Source organism: Mucilaginibacter rubeus (genome assembly GCF_003286415.2).
GTDB lineage: Bacteria > Bacteroidota > Bacteroidia > Sphingobacteriales > Sphingobacteriaceae > Mucilaginibacter > Mucilaginibacter rubeus_A.
Genome location: NZ_CP043450.1, coordinates 7,104,160 through 7,123,174 on the forward strand (window position 1 = coordinate 7,104,160; position 19,015 = coordinate 7,123,174).

The 19,015-nt window shown below is 42.3% G+C and carries 20 protein-coding genes and 1 riboswitch; of the genes, 13 read left to right on the forward strand and 7 right to left on the reverse strand.

Annotated elements, in window-relative coordinates:
- Positions 1-125: 125 nt before the first annotated feature.
- From DEO27_RS29065 to mutL, 3 genes are read right to left on the reverse strand one after another with little or no spacing between them, the layout of a single operon-like run.
- On the reverse strand, positions 126-998 hold the full coding sequence (locus DEO27_RS29065; protein ID WP_112570702.1) for a rhomboid family protein: 873 nt from the start codon (positions 996-998) through the stop codon (positions 126-128).
- A gap of 33 nt (positions 999-1,031) precedes the next feature.
- A complete protein-coding gene (locus DEO27_RS29070) occupies positions 1,032-1,757 on the reverse strand; it encodes a rhomboid family intramembrane serine protease (protein ID WP_112570700.1) in 726 nt (241 codons plus the stop codon).
- Between the two features lie 17 nt (positions 1,758-1,774).
- On the reverse strand, positions 1,775-3,634 hold the full coding sequence (mutL, locus tag DEO27_RS29075; RefSeq protein WP_112570698.1) for a DNA mismatch repair endonuclease MutL: 1,860 nt from the start codon (positions 3,632-3,634) through the stop codon (positions 1,775-1,777).
- A gap of 127 nt (positions 3,635-3,761) precedes the next feature.
- On the opposite strand from mutL, the gene DEO27_RS29080 reads away from it, so the two are divergent.
- The 4 genes from DEO27_RS29080 (at position 3,762) to DEO27_RS29095 (ending at position 8,648) form a co-directional block, all read left to right on the forward strand.
- Positions 3,762-5,393 carry an amidohydrolase gene (locus DEO27_RS29080; protein WP_112570696.1) on the forward strand — a complete coding sequence of 544 codons (1,632 nt, stop codon included), beginning with the start codon at positions 3,762-3,764 and terminating at the stop codon, positions 5,391-5,393.
- Positions 5,380-7,197 (forward strand): serine hydrolase domain-containing protein, encoded by a 1,818-nt coding sequence (locus DEO27_RS29085; protein ID WP_112570694.1) that lies wholly within the window; start codon positions 5,380-5,382, stop codon positions 7,195-7,197. The genes DEO27_RS29080 and DEO27_RS29085 overlap by 14 nt, the downstream gene beginning before the upstream one ends.
- A 199-nt stretch (positions 7,198-7,396) precedes the next feature.
- Positions 7,397-8,203, forward strand: coding sequence for a helix-turn-helix domain-containing protein (locus DEO27_RS29090; protein ID WP_112570692.1), 807 nt, complete (start codon positions 7,397-7,399; stop codon positions 8,201-8,203).
- A gap of 64 nt (positions 8,204-8,267) precedes the next feature.
- On the forward strand, positions 8,268-8,648 hold the full coding sequence (locus tag DEO27_RS29095) for a VOC family protein (protein WP_223818078.1): 381 nt from the start codon (positions 8,268-8,270) through the stop codon (positions 8,646-8,648).
- A gap of 7 nt (positions 8,649-8,655) precedes the next feature.
- On the opposite strand, the gene DEO27_RS29100 is transcribed toward DEO27_RS29095, so the two are convergent.
- Entirely contained in the window at positions 8,656-9,033 is a 378-nt protein-coding gene (locus DEO27_RS29100) for a hypothetical protein (protein WP_112570690.1), read from the reverse strand.
- Between the two features lie 102 nt (positions 9,034-9,135).
- Between DEO27_RS29100 and DEO27_RS29105 the strand changes: the two genes are divergently transcribed.
- From DEO27_RS29105 to DEO27_RS29115, 3 genes are all read left to right on the forward strand, one after another.
- Positions 9,136-9,717: a hypothetical protein gene (locus DEO27_RS29105; RefSeq protein ID WP_112570688.1), complete on the forward strand. Its 582-nt coding sequence runs from the start codon at positions 9,136-9,138 to the stop codon at positions 9,715-9,717.
- 7 nt (positions 9,718-9,724) lie between these two features.
- Positions 9,725-10,159 carry a hypothetical protein gene (locus tag DEO27_RS29110; protein WP_112570686.1) on the forward strand — a complete coding sequence of 145 codons (435 nt, stop codon included), beginning with the start codon at positions 9,725-9,727 and terminating at the stop codon, positions 10,157-10,159.
- Between the two features lie 62 nt (positions 10,160-10,221).
- Positions 10,222-10,686 (forward strand): hypothetical protein, encoded by a 465-nt coding sequence (locus DEO27_RS29115; protein WP_112570684.1) that lies wholly within the window; start codon positions 10,222-10,224, stop codon positions 10,684-10,686.
- On the opposite strand, the gene DEO27_RS29120 is transcribed toward DEO27_RS29115, so the two are convergent.
- Together DEO27_RS29120 and DEO27_RS29125 are read right to left on the reverse strand one after the other, a co-directional pair.
- Positions 10,673-11,077, reverse strand: a complete 405-nt coding sequence (locus tag DEO27_RS29120) for a hypothetical protein (protein ID WP_149301888.1) — start codon at positions 11,075-11,077, stop codon at positions 10,673-10,675. The two genes, DEO27_RS29115 and DEO27_RS29120, sit on opposite strands and share 14 nt — an antisense overlap.
- A gap of 144 nt (positions 11,078-11,221) precedes the next feature.
- Positions 11,222-11,644 carry a VOC family protein gene (locus DEO27_RS29125; protein WP_112574783.1) on the reverse strand — a complete coding sequence of 141 codons (423 nt, stop codon included), beginning with the start codon at positions 11,642-11,644 and terminating at the stop codon, positions 11,222-11,224.
- A 172-nt stretch (positions 11,645-11,816) separates the two neighbouring features.
- Between DEO27_RS29125 and bshA the strand changes: the two genes are divergently transcribed.
- The 3 genes from bshA to DEO27_RS29140 all read left to right on the forward strand — a co-directional run bounded on the left by bshA (position 11,817) and on the right by DEO27_RS29140 (position 15,142).
- Positions 11,817-12,959: an N-acetyl-alpha-D-glucosaminyl L-malate synthase BshA gene (gene bshA, locus DEO27_RS29130; protein WP_112574782.1), complete on the forward strand. Its 1,143-nt coding sequence runs from the start codon at positions 11,817-11,819 to the stop codon at positions 12,957-12,959.
- Between the two features lie 107 nt (positions 12,960-13,066).
- A complete protein-coding gene (locus tag DEO27_RS29135; RefSeq protein ID WP_091215242.1) occupies positions 13,067-13,258 on the forward strand; it encodes a hypothetical protein in 192 nt (63 codons plus the stop codon).
- Positions 13,259-13,636: 378 nt separating this feature from the next.
- Positions 13,637-13,701: riboswitch (Fluoride riboswitch) on the forward strand.
- A gap of 58 nt (positions 13,702-13,759) precedes the next feature.
- Positions 13,760-15,142 carry a voltage-gated chloride channel family protein gene (locus DEO27_RS29140; protein ID WP_112574781.1) on the forward strand — a complete coding sequence of 461 codons (1,383 nt, stop codon included), beginning with the start codon at positions 13,760-13,762 and terminating at the stop codon, positions 15,140-15,142.
- Between the two features lie 3 nt (positions 15,143-15,145).
- On the opposite strand, the gene DEO27_RS29145 is transcribed toward DEO27_RS29140, so the two are convergent.
- Positions 15,146-15,892 carry a class I SAM-dependent methyltransferase gene (locus tag DEO27_RS29145; RefSeq protein ID WP_112574780.1) on the reverse strand — a complete coding sequence of 249 codons (747 nt, stop codon included), beginning with the start codon at positions 15,890-15,892 and terminating at the stop codon, positions 15,146-15,148.
- Positions 15,893-16,026: 134 nt separating this feature from the next.
- Between DEO27_RS29145 and DEO27_RS29150 the strand changes: the two genes are divergently transcribed.
- The 3 genes from DEO27_RS29150 to DEO27_RS29160 all read left to right on the forward strand — a co-directional run bounded on the left by DEO27_RS29150 (position 16,027) and on the right by DEO27_RS29160 (position 18,913).
- A complete protein-coding gene (locus tag DEO27_RS29150; RefSeq protein ID WP_112574779.1) occupies positions 16,027-16,998 on the forward strand; it encodes a metallophosphoesterase in 972 nt (323 codons plus the stop codon).
- A 275-nt stretch (positions 16,999-17,273) separates the two neighbouring features.
- The gene (locus DEO27_RS29155; RefSeq protein ID WP_112574778.1) at positions 17,274-18,122 is read left to right on the forward strand and encodes a helix-turn-helix domain-containing protein; all 849 of its coding nucleotides are present in this window, start codon (positions 17,274-17,276) and stop codon (positions 18,120-18,122) included.
- Between the two features lie 95 nt (positions 18,123-18,217).
- Positions 18,218-18,913 (forward strand): alpha/beta hydrolase, encoded by a 696-nt coding sequence (locus tag DEO27_RS29160; protein ID WP_112574777.1) that lies wholly within the window; start codon positions 18,218-18,220, stop codon positions 18,911-18,913.
- The last annotated feature ends 102 nt before the right edge of the window (positions 18,914-19,015 follow it).

Here is a 19,015-nt window from a genome sequence, read left to right on the forward strand (position 1 = left end):
GCAAATAACCAGTATTTCCGGGGATCAACAGAGGGGGCAAAATAACTTAATAGCAGTGCAAAACAAAAAAACAGGTTTATCCATAATAAAACCCTGCTAAAAATACTTTGCTTTTTTTTAATCATTTAGTCCTGTTTGCTTGCACGCGATAAAATTTCCCGTTCCTGTTTACTTAAGCTATTGTAACCCGATTGCGATATTTTATCTAAAATACGGTCGATCTCTTCCTGACGGGGATAATCAGACGCGTTTTTACCCATATTATTGGAAACTACCTTTAGCTTGGGTTTAGACTTAAATAATTTAGTTATTCCGCCTATCCAATCATGCCCTTTTTGCAGTTGTTTAATATACACAAATCCAATTAAAGCACCGCCAAGGTGCGCGATTTCGCCGCCTGCGTTTGGCCCTATAATGCTCAGGAAATCAAATACAAGATAAAACACCACCAGCCATTTTAGCTTTACAGGCCCAATAAACATCAGGGAAATGGTGTAATTGGGCAGTAAGGTTGCCGTAGCCACCACTATCGCCATAACACCTGCCGATGCACCGACAATTGAACTAACCTGCGCCGCATTTAAACTTGTAAAAGCAGGAAGCAGGTTTAAAGCCGCTACATAGAACAGCGCGCCGGCCAGGCCGCCCATTAAATATAAACCTATGGTGCGTTTGTTGCCCAGATACTCTTCAAAAATTTGCCCCATCCAGTACAGCCATAGCATATTAAACAGGATGTGGAAAATGCTTGCATGCATAAACATGTAGGTAACGGGCGTCCAGAAATGGATAAGTATATTGGGCAAATATGCCGAAAGCTTTAGGTATTTATCAGCGAATAAATATATGGAGCTATTGCCAAAACCTCTGAATAACTGCTCTAATACCGCGGGAATATTGATAGCCAGGTAAACTATAACATTAATGCCAATAAGCAGGTTAAGCCTATTGCCGGAGCGAAGCATTTTATACTGGATATTTTGCCAAAGAGTGCTCATAATAAAGCCGTATTACAAAGATAACTACTGTTATTAATAAAAATTGTTTGGTCGTTGTAGTCGCCAGATCTTAACTAATAAAAATCCAATCAATGCTCCCCCGAGATGGGCAAAATGCGCCACCGAATCGCCCGAAAACTGTTTCACACCTAAAAATAGCTCTACCACTACGTATACCGGTATGATGTATTTAGCCTTGATAGGTACCGGTATAAACAATATCATTAGCTCAAGATTTGGGAACAACATGCCAAATGCAATAAGTAAACCAAATATGGCTCCTGACGCACCAACTATAGGTGTGTTATAAATATCAAAAAGTTTTTGCGCATTTGCACCATATTCTAAATAAGATGACTGTAGCCCGGGATGATCAATCGTAAAACGGCCTATCAAACTGTGTACTTCTATCGCCTGTACCAATATTTGAAACAAAATGGCACCTACACCACACAGAAAATACAGGTTAAGGAATCTTTTATTACCGATGGAATATTCTACAATAGGGCCAAAAGAAAACAAGGCAAACATGTTAAAGAAAATGTGGCCCCAACCGCCATGCAGAAACATATATGTAATAAGTTGCCATAGTTTAAAGTAAGGCGAGTTAAAATAAAAGCCGCCTAACAGTGGCACTATTTTACTGTCATAAAGTTGCCCGAACAGTATAAATGGCAAAAAGCATATTACATTTATTATCAGCAGGTTTTTAACAACAGGTGTCAGGTTAGCAAAAGGAGATCTATTGTATCCGTTCATATATGTTTAGCCCGGGGCTATTTTTCAAATCGTTCAATTAATTCGTTCATAGTAAAGGTACTGATTACGGGCTTACCATTCAACGCCTGGTTGGGCGATTCACAAGCAAAAAGCTGGTCGATAAGTTGGTTCATTTCCTCCAGTGATAGCCTGGTGCCTGTTTTAATAGCGCCATTACGGGCCAGTGAACGGGCAAGGTTATCACGTTTATCTAATTTAAGGATAGCCAAATTGTTTTTAAAACCTTCCAGCAAATGTTCTAAAAGTTCAAGTTCACCTACGTTATTTAGCTCTGCTGGGATTCCTTCAACAACTACTGTATTTTTTCCAAACTCGCGGATGTCAAAGCCCAAAGCCCTGATATCAGGCAAAAGTTCTTTCAATAACTCAAAATCGGCACCGTTTAGTGTTACCGACTGCGGAAATAAACTTTGCTGGCTTACACCCGAATGGTTTTGTAATTGCAACAAGAAACGCTCGTACAAAATACGCTCATGCGCGGCCTGCTGGTTAATGAGCATAAAGCCCGATTTAATTTGCGATAGGATAAACCGGTTATGGATCTGGAACAGCTGCCGCTCACTGGGCTTGCTTACATCCTGCTCATCAACCGCTATGGTTTTTTCCTCGTGTATCTCATGCTGAAAAAGTGTTTCCTTTTTACTGATTTCATAAAGCGTATCCCAATTTTGCGGAATAGGATCTTTTTTATAACCGCCGCTGTCCCTTAAAAAAGGATGTTCCTGTTTGGGTTTCTCCTCTTTATTGGCAAAAGGGTTAAAGTTTGGGTTGAAGGAAATAGTAGGCGCGATGATCTCCTCCAATGGTTTTGGAGTGATCAGGTGCTCGATGCTGTTTTCCTGGTCAAAATCTAAACTCGGGGTAATGTTATATCTTCCTAACGACCGTTTTACTGCCGAACGGATAATGGCGTAAATAGCTTTCTCGTCCTGGTATTTGATTTCAGTTTTAGTGGGGTGCACGTTGATGTCGATCTTGGACGGATCAATATCGATGAACAGCACATAAAAGGGGAAGCAATCATCCGGTAGTAATTCCTCAAAGGCCGTTGTTACGGCGTGATTAAGATAGGAGTCGCGAATGAAGCGGTTATTTACAAAAAAGAATTGTTCGCCCCGGGTTTTACGGGCAAATTCGGGTTTGCCTACAAAGCCGCGAAGTTTGATGATGGTTGTATCCTCTTCAACCGGTACAAGGCGCTGGTTATAGTTATTACCAAACAGGTGTACAATGCGCTGTTTGAGGGTACTGCCGGGCAGGTGATAAACCTCCTGGCTATCATGGTGCAAGGTGAAAAAGATTTGCGGATGCGCCAGGGCTACACGCTGAAACTCGTCTATAATATGGCGCATCTCCACCGGGTTGCTTTTTAAAAAGTTACGGCGTGCAGGCGTATTATAAAACAGGTTTTTGACGGAGATTGATGTGCCGGTGTTAGCTGCACAAGGCTCCTGACTGATTACCTCCGAACCTTCGATAGTTATACAACTGCCCAGTTCGTCTTCATGGCGGCGGGTTTTAAGCTCAACCTGGGCAATAGCCGCGATTGATGCCATAGCCTCGCCCCTGAAACCCATGGTACGGATGGCAAACAGGTCATCGGCCTTGCGTATTTTTGAGGTTGCATGGCGCTCAAAGCACATGCGGGCATCAGTAAGGCTCATGCCGCAGCCATTATCAATAACCTGTATCAGCGATTTACCGGCATCCTTAATAATAAGCTGGATCTTGTCTGCACCTGCATCAATAGCGTTTTCAACCAATTCTTTTACTGCAGAGGCCGGTCGCTGAACTACTTCGCCCGCGGCAATCTGGTTGGCAACGGCATCCGGTAAAAGCTGTATAATATCTGACATCTAAAAAAAATTCCCTTCAATTTCTATTTCGATGCTAAATTAAATATTTGATGGCATAACTTTATCATTGGATAGTTGTATATACTTTTGCGGTTTGTTACAATTACAATAAACATACAATTACTTTATGAAGAGACTATTGCCCGCGCTGCTATTACTGGCAGCAGCCTGCAAACAGAAGGAATACAATGCCGATATGCTGGTGAAAAACGCGGTTGTTTATACCGTTGACAGTAATTTTACAACAGCAAGCGCATTTGTAGTAAGTGGAGGAAAAATACTTGCAGTAGGCAATGCCGATTCTCTTGAACAACAATACAATGCCCGCGAAGTGCTTGACGTGCAAGGCGCCGCGGTTTACCCCGGCTTCATTGACGCACATGCGCATTTTTATGAATATGGGATGGGCCTGCAGGAGGTAAACCTGGTGGGTACACATAGCTGGCCGGAAATTATCGACTCGGTAAAAACATATTCCGAGCGCAATACCGATGGCTGGATCATTGGTAATGGCTGGGATCAAAACGATTGGACAAACAAGCATTTTCCTGATAAAGCCAAGCTGGACTCATTGTTCCCGGTGCGCCCCGTGATACTTAGTCGTGTTGACGGTCATGCTGCTATAGCTAACCAGGCGGCGCTGAATATTGCCGGTGTTAAACCCGGACAAACCATTAACGGTGGAGAGATAGAAACCAATAACGGGAAGCTTACCGGCATACTGGTTGATAACGCGGTAGGCATTGTTACCCGCAAAATTCCGGAACCTACATCTGCTATGGTTGATACCGCCCTGCTTTCGGCACAAAGCAATTGTTTTGCTGTTGGCTTAACTACGGTTGATGATTGCGGGTTACCCTATACCATGGTAAATACCATTAACGAACTACAGCATAAAGGCGATTTGAAAATGCGCATGTATGTGATGCTGGCCGACAGGCAGGAAAATTACGATTATCTTTTTAAGCATGGTATTATCAAAACCCCTCATTTAAATGTAAGGGCTTTTAAAGTTTATGCTGATGGCGCCCTGGGTTCAAGAGGGGCTTGCCTGCTGAAACCCTATGCCGACTCGGCCAAATGGAACGGCTTTTTGCTGAGCAATCCTAAACATTTTGAAGAAATAGCGCCCAAAATAGCAGCCCATGGTTTCCAGATGTGTACACATGCCATCGGCGACTCGGCCGTGCGTGTGATGCTTAAAATTTATGCTGCTAACCTAAAAGGTAAAAATGATTTGAGGTGGAGGATTGAACACTCGCAAATTGTATCCCCGCAGGATATTGATAAGTTTGGTGAATACAGCGTAATACCATCGGTACAGCCTACGCACGCTACATCTGATATGTATTGGGCCGGAAAAAGATTAGGAAATGAAAGGCTTAAAACCGCTTATGCTTATAAACAATTGCTGAAGCAAAACGGCTGGATTCCGTTGGGTACCGATTTCCCGGTTGAGAATATTAACCCGCTTTATACGTTTTATGCAGCGGTTGAACGTAAAGATTTGAAAGGCTTTCCTGAAGGTGGTTTCCAGTCCGAAAATGCATTGAGCCGGATTGAAGCCCTAAAAGGTATGACCATCTGGGCTGCCAAAGCCAATTTTGAAGAAAAGGAGAAAGGCAGCATTGAGCCCGGCAAGTATGCCGACTTTGTGATTTTGAATAAAGACATCATGAAAGTAAAAGGCAGCGAGATCCCGACAACCAAAGTGACAAAAACCTATATAAACGGAGTTAAAGTATATGATAAAAAATAAATGGGGGCGTGTTCCTTTAGTACTACTGGGCTTTGCATTATTTAATAACGCTTGCGCGCAAAATCCGCCATTAACAGGGCAGGCCTTCATTGCCGAAGAAAGACTGGTTGGTAACTCAACCGTACTGCTTAATAATGCCTCTTATTTAATTCCCCTTCAAAAACTGGAGGATTTAAAAATAGCCAGCGTACATTTCAGTAATCAGTATACTGCTGTTTTTGATAGCCTGTTGAATAAATATAACAAGGTTGATCTGTTTGACGGCAACGCTTATTCAGGCAATAAAACACTGGCCAACCTCACGTCCGACCTGAAGTTTTATAATACCATTATAGTGCAAGTAAATGATGCCGATCTGAGCAACCCGGATCTGATAGATTTTATCAGTTCTAATCAAAAAAATAAAAATGTAATTGTAGCCGCTTTTGGCAATGGTGCTGTTTTGGGCAAGCTTGATGCTGTTACCGCCCCGGTAATTTGGACGGAGCGGGTATCGCAGGTATCGGCCATGTATAGCGCAGAAGCCATCTTTGGTGGGATAGGCATCTCGCAAAAGCTAACCAAAAATTACAGCTCTGTTTATAAAACGGGCATGGGTTTTATTACCGATAAAACCAGGCTGCAATATACTGTACCTGAAGAAGCTGGTATTAATGCCGCCAACCTGCAGGGCATTGACAATATCGCGCAGGAAGCTATCCGTGAACATGCTACCCCGGGTTGCGTTGTACTGGTAGCCAAAGATGGCAAGGTGATATTTAACAAAGCCTACGGGTATCATACCTATGATAATGTAATCCCCGATAAACTTACCGATATTTTTGATCTGGCCTCCATGACCAAGGTGTCAGCCACTACTATGGAAGTTATGCAGCTTACCGATCAGGGTAAGTTAAGCCTGGAGAAAACCCTTGGCGATTATATTCCGCTGGCGCGTAAAAGCAATAAGAACGATATTCAGATCCGCGAAGTGCTTATGCACCAGGCCGGTTTGATCCCGGATATCAAATCGTTTGAAAAGGTAAAACCTACGGATCATAGCACCGATTCATCAGCCGCTTATCCTACCAAAGTATCGGATCATTATTATTTGCGAAAAGATTATTACAAAGACATAATGTTTCCCGAGATGTTGAGCTCGCCGCTAAAAACGCGCGGACAATACGTGTACAGCGATGTGAGCATGCTGTTTATGCAGGAGGTAGTAGAAAATATTACCGCGGTGCCAATCAACGTGTATGTGCAGCAGCATTTTTATAACCCGCTGGGCATGCAAACTGCAGGTTTTTTGCCACTGTACCGTTTTTCGCCGGATAGGATAGTGCCTACCGAAAATGACAAGGAATACCGCATGTCATTGCTTGATGGTTATGTGCATGACCCAACGGCCGCACTTTTAGGTGGAGTTGCCGGGCATGCCGGTTTATTTGGCAGCGCCAATGATGTTGCCATACTGTATCAAATGGTTTTAAACCGGGGTAGCTATGGCGGTACACAATATTTTAAGCCAGAGGTGGTTGATTTGTTTACCTCCAAACAATCGCCGGTGAGCCGCCGTGGTTTGGGCTTTGATCGCTGGGATCCGATAGCCGATAGGCATTACCCATCAAAACTGGCATCAGACCAGGCTTATGGTCATACTGGTTTTACAGGTACATGCATCTGGGTAGATCCGAAATATAACCTGGTTTATGTATTCCTGTCAAACCGTGTAAACCCGTCGGTAGCCAGCAAATTGCTGAGCCTTAACATAAGGCCGAGGATTCAGGATGTGGTGTATGAAGCGATAGGTAAAGGCTTGTAAGAACAGGCAATAATATTAATAAGCGTCATTGCGAGGCACGAAGCAATCCCCTATTAGCAGGTCCGCCCTGTATAGTTTGAGATTGCTTCGTGCCTCGCAATGACGCGTTTGTCTTTTAAGCTTTTATAACGACGTCTAAAAATAAAGTCTTAACTTTATTTAATTCCGAAATCGAACATCCGTAATCCCAAATCAAACGATGCGCTATTTCACCATTCAGCCTCCGGCCGAGCTTGAACTTTATGTAAGGTTTTACTGGGTGCTTGAACATGAGCTTGGGGCTGATGAGCCGTCATATATTTACCGCTCCGTAGCTGATGGCTGCACCGAAATGGTGTTTCATTATCGCTCGATGTTTGATGAGTTGGGGAATAAAAACGGCGAAAATGCAGGTCCGTCGGGTATTCAGTTTCAAACCACACAATACCGGCGTTTTATTACAACGGAAAGCTTTGGCATTTTCGGCGCATATATTTATCCTTTCGCTGTGCCTTGTTTCTTTAATATTCCAAGCAGCCAAACCAGTAACCTTGCTTTTGATTTTGATACTTTTTTAAACAAGCCCGGCCGGGAATTGGAAGAACGAATTATGCTGGCGGCCGATAACTATAAGCGCGCGGAAATTCTATCCGAATTTTTAATAGCCCGATTACGTCGAAATGTATTAAAAGATAATCGAATGGCTACTGCGATCAGGGATGTGATCCATAATAAACAGTATAGAACGGTTACCCAATTGGCCGATGCTTATAATTTATCTGCAAGGCAATTTGATCGTAAGTTTAAGGAATACGCGGGTTTTAACCCAAAAACTTATATGCGGCTGGTTCGGCTGCAGGACGCGTTGCGACAATACAATACCGATAAATCACTAACACAGATAGCTATGGAATGTGGATATTATGATCAGTCGCACTTTATTCATGATGTAAAAGAGTTTACGGGCTACCATCCGGGCTTTTACTTTTCGGGGAAAGCCGAGGGAACAGAATACCGGAATATATAATGTCCGGTTTTTACAATTTTAAGAATTGGGAGAGGCCTAATTTTGAGTAAAATATCAACAAGCTATGGCAACAATAAACATTCCCGAAAATTACCAGGCAGTAATGCCTTACCTCATCGTTAAAAACGCCGCCCAATTTATAGCCTTTACCCAAAAAGTTTTCGGCGCGACGGAGCAGTTTAAAACCATGCGCGATGAGCATACCATTATGCACGCCGAGGTGAACATTAATGGCAGCACCATTATGTTTGCCGATGCTACCGAAACCTATCATCAGCAAAACGCCGGTATGTTTGTATACGTTGAAAGCTGCGACGAAACCTACCAGAAAGCACTCGACAATGGTGCGGAAAGTATTATACCCCCGGCCGATCAGTCATACGGTAGAAGCGCTGGTGTAAAAGATTCGTTTGGGAATACCTGGTGGATTACTAATCCGTTGTAAGAAACATTTAGTCGCCCATTAACTCATAGATCTCGACAGATTGTTTATCGGTACTTAACGCGATGACAGCGTATAAATCTCCTTTTTTAGGGATCCGGTAGTACCAGGAGCCTGCCCTGTTTTGGATAAAAGTCGTGAATTGCGAGTAGTATTTATGCTCGAACGGATATAATTTGAAGATCTGCTCTCCCTCGCTTTTATCAACCATAATATGGGCGTACCATTGAAAATGATCGTTCCTGACCGATTTTATTTTATAGTGATTAGCGTGGGTATAAGCGCTGATCTGGTTGTCGTCGAATCTCGAAGCTTCGTAATATATATAGCTAAATAATGCAACAAAAAATAAGACAAAGCAAAGTAAAAGGACTTGGATTTTATTCATGTTTAAGGCCGGGTTTAGGGCACTAAAATATCAAATTGCTTTTTATAAAATAATTTATGGAAATTAACATCGCGCCTGCATCTTATCCATAAATTATCAACTATGAAAAAACTTATTACGGTATTAATTGCTGTTTTCAGTATATCAATTGCGATGGCGCAATCTGATAGTGTTCATGCCGTAAAAAGCTTTTATGCAGATAATGCGCCGGATTCTATTTATCATCATTTACCTGATGCAAAGGAAAACACACCTACATATATTGTCAATAACAACATTATTTCTAATTTAAATTCAATTGATCCAAATACCATAACGGGAATAGAAGTATTAAAAGATAATGCACGGATCCCTGATAATTTCAAAAACCTCAATAAGTATGGACTGGTAAAGGTCAATCTAAAAGCAGACATCAAAATAGAAACCAAATCATTTAAAGCAATTGGACAATGGCTCAATATGAAAGGGCCGGTTAAATATGCCGTTGACGGTTTTTTTATTGATGATGAAAATATATTAATAGCCACAGATTCTATTTTGGGTATAGATGTGATCTCAAATAAATTTAATAAAGCGGAAGCAGGTGCAACTATAAACGTATGGACATTAAGCCCTGCAAATCGTAAAGGGCTTTTACAAGTAAAGCGGCCTACTGATAAACCGGGTGTTATTTATATAAGATAGATCCGATATGAAATTAATTATATTTTCATTGATATTGATTTTCTCCGGATCGATAAAACAATATCACGAGGAACAGCTCCATATTTATGTAGGTAAAAAGCATGACAAATATTTGGGGTGCTTAAATTGCAGTAAGGATGAGTCAAAATCCATTTGGAGCCCCTTTGGAGATTACGGCTCCAGGCATATGCCGAATGCTATTTGGAATGAACTTGGAAAATATGGGAGTGCTAATAGTCAATATTCCCCTTTTAACAACGATGCCAAGTATCCTCCCATTATTTTAGACAATCATAAAAGGTTCTGTGGATATTTGACTGTAAATAAAAATAATCAGCAACGCAGCAAAAATTACCTTGCTGAGCAAATTTGTGATGATATTGACCATATCCGGGAGGATATAGCGAATTGGTATAGCTGGGCTATTGATAGGAACTATTAGGTGTCAAAATAATTTTATTTCATTTAAAATCTTTTTCTTTGCCGGTCGTCATACTATAGTATATGTACGCCTTTATTTTAGCACTGCACTCCCTTATTCGCTGGTTTGTTTTGGTCAGCCTGCTTTTTGCCCTGTATCGCGCTTATACCGGATGGCTGGGTAATAAAACGTATTCCAAATTAGATAATCGTGCCCGAATCATCGCGGCAACAGTTGCACACATCCAACTGGTTGTGGGACTTTGGCTATATTTTATAAGCCCGGTAGTAAGTTATTTTTTGAGCCATTTTAAAGAAGGAGTGCAAAATCGTCAGATAAGATTTTTCGGCATGGAGCACATCACCATGATGCTTATAGGTATTACGCTGATCACCATTGCATCAGCCAAAGCAAAAAGAAAAACAACCGATCAGGAGAAATTTAAAACCCTGGCTATCTGGTTAACCATTGCCTTGTTGGTGATACTGAGTTCAATCCCATGGTCGTTTTCGCCACTGATCAGCCGCCCATTGTTCAGGCCGTTTTAAACTTTTGTGTTGCTGACAAACGAAGCATCTTCCTCATTTTATATAGCGGCTCTGCCTGGCGAAGAAGATCCTTCATGCCTACCCATGGCATAATTAAAACCGGATGTTTTTCGCAGCAGATCAGCTTCGGGTGAAAACGGGCAGAACAATGCGGGGAATGTGCGGCTGCAGGGGGCATAGCAAGTTTTTGCAGAAGCTGGGGATAGGGCGAATCGGGGCAAAATAATTGCAGCCCGTGGTTCTGTTCGTTTTGCAGGGCAAAGGCCGTGAGGTGGGTTGGAGCGTAGGGTGCGCGCAAAGAAGCCTTTCTGCTGCAAGCCTTTTTGGGTACTTTTGAGGCTACAAAAGTGCCTGGCCTCGCGCGGCCAAGAGCGCGACGATGTAAGTTCACTACAACAATAAGTCGTTACCTGCCTATCGGGGATTGCTTCGTGCCTCGCAATGACGCCGCGGATATGTCATTTGACTTTTACCGATCTCTATTTTATACCACTCAGCATGACAAGGCTCAAAATCCGAAATCGAACATCCGAATTCACAAAATCTGGTTAAACTCCAACCTTTCACCATCCGGCCCGGTGATGTTAAAATATTTACAGCCGTTTTTCCAGAATTGTAGAAATACGGGTTCGGGTTCAAGGATATTTAGGCCTGCTTCTTTAACGGTTTTATAGGTAAGGTCGATATCATCTACATCAAAGGCTACATGGTCTACATGGCCGTTTGATCGCGCGCGAATCTCAGCTAATGAAACTTCGGGAAGCTGATACAATTCCATGATCATGTTGCCGCGCTGCATCATGATGCAGGTGCCACTGCCGCCATTATCCGTAAACGGGGCCTGCATTACGTTGTTGAAGCCGAGTCTGCTGTAAAATTGCTGTGATACTTCAATGTTGGTTACCGGTATACCTATATGTTGTATGCCGTTAATTGCTAAATTTATAACGTTTGCCATGTTGATAATCAGCTATTTGTTTGAGCTTCTAATATACAGTTAAACACAGGTAATAAACTTAAATTAAGAAGCTGTTGGTTGATATTATCATCCGGCCATCATTTTACACAGCCTTAACACATTTGATGTAAATTGCTGTTAAACTTGCACCAATTAAAACATATTCATATTAATGAAAATCGGAATTGTTTGTTACCCAACCTTTGGCGGAAGCGGGGTTGTTGCCACTGAACTTGGTAAAGCCCTTGCAGACCGTGGTCACCAGGTACATTTTGTGACCTATAACCAGCCGGCCCGGTTGGATCTCTTTTCCGAAAACCTGTTCTATCACGAAGTTTCGGTTTCTAACTATCCGCTGTTTGATTTTCCGCCCTATGAGCTGGCCCTGGCAAGCAGGCTGGTTGATGTGGTGCGTCATGAGCAGTTGGATGTACTACATGTGCATTATGCTATCCCCCATGCTTCGGCCGCTTTTATGGCTAAGCAGATCCTGATGACCTATGGCATTTATATCCCGGTAGTAACTACGTTGCACGGTACCGATATTACCCTGGTTGGTAAGGACCGTACCTTTAAGCCGGTTGTTACTTTTTCTATCAACCAAAGCGATGGGGTAACCGCGGTATCGCAAAATCTTAAGGACGATACCTATAAGTTTTTTGATATTAAGAAGGATATCCTCGTGATTCCTAACTTTATTGATCTTACCAGGTTCAGCCTTAAACCCAAAGATCATTTTAAGAAGGCTATTGCTCCGTCGGGCGAAAAAATCCTGGTACATACCTCCAACTTCCGTAAAGTAAAACGTACCGAGGATGTAGTGAAGATCTTTGCCAAAGTGATTAAAAAGATCCCATCTAAGTTGTTGATGGTGGGCGATGGTCCCGAACGCTCTATGTGCGAACAGCTTTGCCGCGATTTGGGGGTTACCGATAACGTACGCTTTTTGGGTAAACAGGATGCTGTTGAAGAAATCCTTTCTGTATCGGATCTGTTCCTGATGCCATCACAATCAGAAAGTTTTGGTTTGGCAGCGCTGGAAGCGATGGCTTGTAAGGTGCCGGTAATCAGCAGTAACGCGGGCGGTTTGCCCGAATTAAATGTTGACGGTGTAACAGGATTTTTAAAAGAACCAGGCGATATTGACGGTATGGCCGAAAAAGCAATATTTATTTTGGAAGATGAGGAACGTTTAGCTAAATTTAAAGAAAATGCGCTGGCGCACGCCAAAGAGTTCGAATTGTCTACCATTTTGCCCAAGTACGAGAACTTTTATTTAGAAGTAATTGAGCAAAATAAAACAAAGGCTGTTTAACCAACAGTTGTAATAAACCTGATACAATTCTAAAAATATTCTTAAAAAGTTAAATTTTATCGGTTTCGTTAATTAATTTAGTTTTTCACTCCTAAAAGTTAAAACTTATGGCAAAGCACACACTAAAAAGCGGACAACTCCTTAAGTACATCGGAAAGAAATGGAAAAACCTGCATATAGGTCATCCATTAAAATTTATGGGGTACGATGAGAATAGTTTCGCCGACATCTGGGTGGAATACCAGGGTAAATTAATGCTTCTGGCTCTGAAGGATGTGGAAACACTAAGCATTGCTTAAGTAGAATAACTTGAGCCGGCTGGCTCAAACCGGCCTGGAAAAATAGCCTTACTCATGCACACGTGCTAAGTAAGGCTATTTTGTTTTGTAGATTTTAGAATCCCCTATTCAGAGTAATAATCCATAAAAGATAGTTAGAACATTTTAAATGTATGGATTGTGCGATTCCCTCCCCTGGGAGGGTGTAGGGAGGGGTTTCAACGACAGGCCCGGTCTGTTGACAAGACGCGTAAACCCCTCCCTGCCAGCACACAATCCTAACGCGCCCCTCCCAAGGGAGGGAGTTGTCAATTCACGGGCTATTACTGTCTCAATGGGGAATCACACATCTTGTACTTTTAAAACTTTTGTTTTAGAAAAAAAGAAACCTATATTAGCATCACAAAAGGAAATGGTGTCTTCCTACTTAACCGCCCTAAAAAGCTGATGGCGCCTACAGATAATTAACTCACAGGCTTTTGTCCTGTGCTAATTTTTTGTGGGTAAATAAATATCAGCAATATGCAAAACCAACTTTTTTCTTCGCAACATTTCGCAATCCTAAAAAATGCCCTCCGGTGGACGGTCATTATCATTCCTATAGCTGTAGTTATTGGCAGTGCTGTGGCTTTGTTCCTGTGGCTGTTGAGTTGGGCTATTCATTTCAGGTTTGCACATAGCTGGCTCTTGTACCTGTTGCCGCTGGCGGGTATAGCTATATTTTTTTTATACAAGCTTTTGGGCGGCTCTGCCGAAAAGGGGAATAATTTAATTATCGACGAGATCCATAATCCAGGCGGAGGGGTGCCTAAACGGATGGCGCCGCTGGTATTAATTACCACCATTATTACACACCTGTTCGGCGGCTCGGCCGGGCGCGAGGGCACGGCCGTGCAAATGGGTGGCAGTTTAGCCCAAATGATAGGTAAGTGGCTTAAGCTGAATGATGCCGATACGCAAACGGTGCTTACCGCAGGAATAGCAGCAGGCTTCGGGGCGGTGTTTGGTACGCCATTAACCGGCGCTGTTTTTGCTATGGAAGTATTAACCATTGGCCGGGTACAGTATAACGCACTGCTGCCCTGCCTCATAGCCGGTATAGTTGGCGATGTAACTGTGGCTGCCTGGGGCGTTCATCATACGCCCTATCATATCGATATTATCCCTCTTATCCCGCACTGGTTTTCGGGTTATATCTCAACCGATCTGTTGATGATCATGAAAACGATAGTAGCGTCAATCGCTTTCGGCCTGGCCAGTTACCTGTTTGCAAAAATGGTGCATGGTATTAAAAGCTTTTTTACCAAATACGTAAAAACGCCCTGGCTTATTCCTTTTATCGGCGGCTTGATCATCATCGCGCTTACTTACATTAACGGAAAACCCGATTATTTAAGCTTAGGTGTGGATGCCGAACATTTGGGTGCTATTACTATTCCCTCGGCTTTTCATGCCGGAGGCGCTGATACCTGGAGCTGGCTCTGGAAAACAATTTATACTACCATAACGCTTGGCACCGGTTTTAAAGGCGGCGAAGTAACACCGCTGTTTTATATTGGCGCTACTTTGGGAAATACGCTATCCGGCTTGTTGGGTGCGCCGGTAAGTTTGTTTGCCGCTTTAGGCTTTATCGCTGTTTTTGCGGGAGCAACCAACACGCCGCTGGCTTGTACGTTTATGGGGATAGAACTTTTTGGGGGCGAGCATGCCCTGTTATTTGCCGTTGCATGCTTTACAGCTTACCTTTTCAGCGGGCACACAGGTATCTACGGTTCGCAAAGAATTGGTGTAACCAAACTCAGTGATGATCCGGCTGATGACAAAACACTTTCCGACGCGATGAAAAAGCGCAGTTATTTATACCAGAAACTGGCAAAATACAGTCCATTAAAAGGAAACGATTAAGATTTACCTGGTAGCTGTCACTACGATATAAGGTGATAACAGTTTTGATTCAACCGGGATAATTTTGGTGAAAACCTTGCCTGCTACCCAAACCAGTTTGGTAATTGCCTTAGCAATGGCAGGTTTGTTAGCCTTATCTTCCAGCCAGACAGAAAATTTGCCGTAGTAATATGCTTCAACATTTTTCAGCCCAAGCTCTTTACAGTAGCCGGCCAGTAAGGCAGGGTTCATGCTGCTGATGTTGTGCTTTTCGTAGTTGTTAAGGTCGTAATTGCGTTGTATCCATCCGTTAACACCGGTGAAGTTAGGCAGGGTAATGAACAGCGTGCCACCCGGTTTCAGGAAAGACAGGTGTTTTTCGATGATGCCTTTGGTATCGTTAAAATGCTCAATCAACCCGCATGAAAGCACCAGGTCATATTCGGTTTCGGGTTGATATTTGAACAGGTCGCCTTCAATAACCGCGACATCTTTATCGTCAAGCTGATTGGCGTCCAGCACATCCTTCAAAACTTTAGGGTGAACATAAAAATCAAACAGGGTGGTTTTTAACCCGAAATACTTCTTCAAAAAAATAGCGAAATAACCCGGAAAACCACCAAGCTCAATGGCCGACGCTGGTTTGTTGGCATCCGTAATGTTTTTTAGCAGCTTATGAAAAGTATAATTAGCCGGCACATTAAATGCCAGGTCTTTTTTTGATTCCCAGTAACCGGCCCAAAATGCCTTGTCGGTGAGTTCGTTGCTCATGGGTGCAAATGTATAAAAAGTAGGCAGTATTCAGTTTGCAGTTGAAAGTTCATTTAGTAGTCATCGAGTTAAAGCAAAGTATGTTTTAGAAATATTAGGGATATCTTTAAATTAATCGGTTTGTATAAGATTATATGCCAAAAACATTTGTTGTAGGAGACATTCACGGGTGCCATGATGAGCTTATAGCGCTTGTTAAAAAGATAGGCTTAACCGATGAAGATACCCTCATTTCGGTAGGCGATATAGTTGACAGGGGCAATAAATCGAAAGCGGTTTATGAGTATCTTAAGTATCGCCCGAATACCAAAGTGCTGATTGGCAATCATGAAAGAAAACACCTAAACAGTGTGCTGAGCTACGCGCAGGAAATTGTCAAAGTGCAATTCGCGGAGGACTATCAATCGTTTTTAGATTGGTTAAGTGCACTTGGTTATTATTATGAAACAGAGGAAGCTATTATTGTTCACGCAGCTTTTGAACATGACAAGGCTTTGGATCAGCAAAAAGAAGAGGTATTGAGCGGGGCGACAGCAGGCGATCGCTATTTAGAAAAAAAATATCTGCCTGAAACTTACTGGAGTGAATATTACAAAGGGGAGAAGCCTGTTATTTATGGCCATCATGTGGTCGGTGATGTGCCCCTGATAAAAAACAATACTTACGGCATCGACACCGACGCATGTCATGGCGGTTTTTTGACAGCCATCGAGCTGCCGGGCTTTATTGTTCACCGGGTAAAAGCAAAACAAGATTATTGGAAAAGTGAGCAGAAGATATGGCAAACAACCGTTCTGAAATCTAAAGACTGGCCTAACATGGAGTTTATCACCATCAGAAAACAATTGGAAAAGCTATCGTTTGTTGATGAAGCAGAAGCTCTGGTGTTTTTAAATAACGTGGAAAAATGGATAACTGCGCTGGAGAATTTAATCCCGGGATTAAAGGCCCGGATAGATTTATTCACGTTAGAATTATTGAACACCCACCAGGAGCAATTTAGTATAGAGGCAAGCAAGCTTGATTTCAAGACATTCGTTTTTAAGAGCAAAGCAAATAATTTAAAACTTGATGATCTGAAGAAAGGGCTCAATACCCCCCCTTAAAATCATGCAGATAGCTGATCGGTTAGATATCGATTATCCTGTTATCCCGTGAATAGACTGACCTTTATTGCGGCAATTTGTTGATCTGTGGCGCTAATATATTCCTTTTGCATAGTGCCGTCTGTTTTCCATTCTTACAGCCATAGTTCACTTAGTTTATCCGGGAATAAATTACAATCATCCGGGAATTAAACATAGATATGCTAAGCCAATGAATAAGCAACTTTGTGTAATTAATTAAACAACAGTGTAATAGCTGTATTGAATTTAACAAGATGAGCAATGAACTTATTCCTACAATCAAACTTGATGAAGTAATTGAGCTTGGTTTGCAAGTGGTTGACTATAGAAAAGCAGGCGATCTTCATTTTCTTAAAAGCCCTCACCGCAACGAACATTATCTTTTTGTGTTGGTAAAGGAAGGTAACCTGAAACTCATCGTTGATTCACATGAGGTGTTGATACCCGCTCAATCTGTTTATTATATTTTGCCGGGCCAGGTAATGCAGCATTTTGATACCGAAGCCGATGCCTACGTTATTGCTATTGATGCCTTTTTGCTTCATCAAACTTATAAGTTTATCCTTGATGAAGGTTGTTTTGCTCAAACGCCGGTTGCAATAAATCCGTTAAAGGCCGGAAGATTGCAAACTGCTATTTCGTTATTGCTTGCCGAGGTCACAGATAAAAGCTTTAATAGTTTTAAAGAGCACGTTAAACGCGGTTTAATAGATGCGGTAGCAGGTATGTTTACCGGGGAATATGCTGATAGCACAATAGCGCATGGAAGAAAGGATTCGAGCGCTGTCAGGATCACTACGGCATTTAAAAGGTTGATTTTTGCGGAATATAAAACATTAAAGAAGCCCTCATCATACGCCTCGGCATTGCATATATCTACTCCCTATTTGAACGAGGCAGTTAAAGAGATTTCAGGTAACACAGTTAGTTATTGGATCCAATACATGATCATGATAGAGGCAAAACGCCTGCTGATCTACACCGATAAAACCATTAAGGCCATTGCTTACGAGCTGGGCTATGCCGACTATACCTATTTTTCAAGAATGTTTATTAACATGGTAAAAATGTCGCCTATGGCTTTCCTGAAAAAATACCGCTAATTGTACATGTGTTTCCGCTATTCGTACATTGTTTTAAACTTAAACAGTTTGTTGCTTTGTGATAAATCAAACCATTATAAAACAACAGATTAACTATGGGAAACTTAAAAAATGTCGTTCTCGTGCATGGCGCGTTTGCCGACGGTTCGGGCTTTAAAGCCCTTTATCAAATCCTTACCCAAAAAGGATATAATGTATTGGTTGTACAAAACCCGCTAAGCTCATTGGAAGATGATGTAAAAGCAACACACGTTGTATTAGACAAAATTGGCGGACCGGCCATTCTTGCCGGACACTCATGGGGTGGCGCTGTTATCACCGAAGCAGGTAACCATCCAAATGTGGCCGCACTGGTATATATTGCGGCATTTCAGCCGGATAACGGCGAGTCGGCATTACAGTGGCTGCAAACTGCGCCTCCGGCACCTGAAAACGGTGTGCTGCCTCCTGATGAAAAAGGTATTGTATATTATGATAAAGACAAATTTCACGCAGGGTTTTGCGCCGATATCGATGCCGACGAAGCTGCTTTTATGTATGCCTCGCAAGGAGCGTTTTATGCAAAAGGTTTTGTTACACCAATAACAGACGCGGCCTGGCGGCATAAACCAACCTATGGTTTGATAGCCACAGAGGATAAAAGCATCAACCCGGATATTCAGCATACGATGTACAAACGGTCAAACACCAAAGTTACCGAGGTAAAAGGCAGTCATGTGATTTTCATGTCGCAGCCGGAAATAGTTGCCGGAGTGATCATTGAAGCAGCACAAAAAGCTTCTGAAGCGTAAAAAACAGTTAGTACTATATAAACATCCGCATGCATTAAAACGTATGCGGATGTTTTATTTAAAACCTCATCAATCTGCCCTATATTTATCAGCAAAAACGTT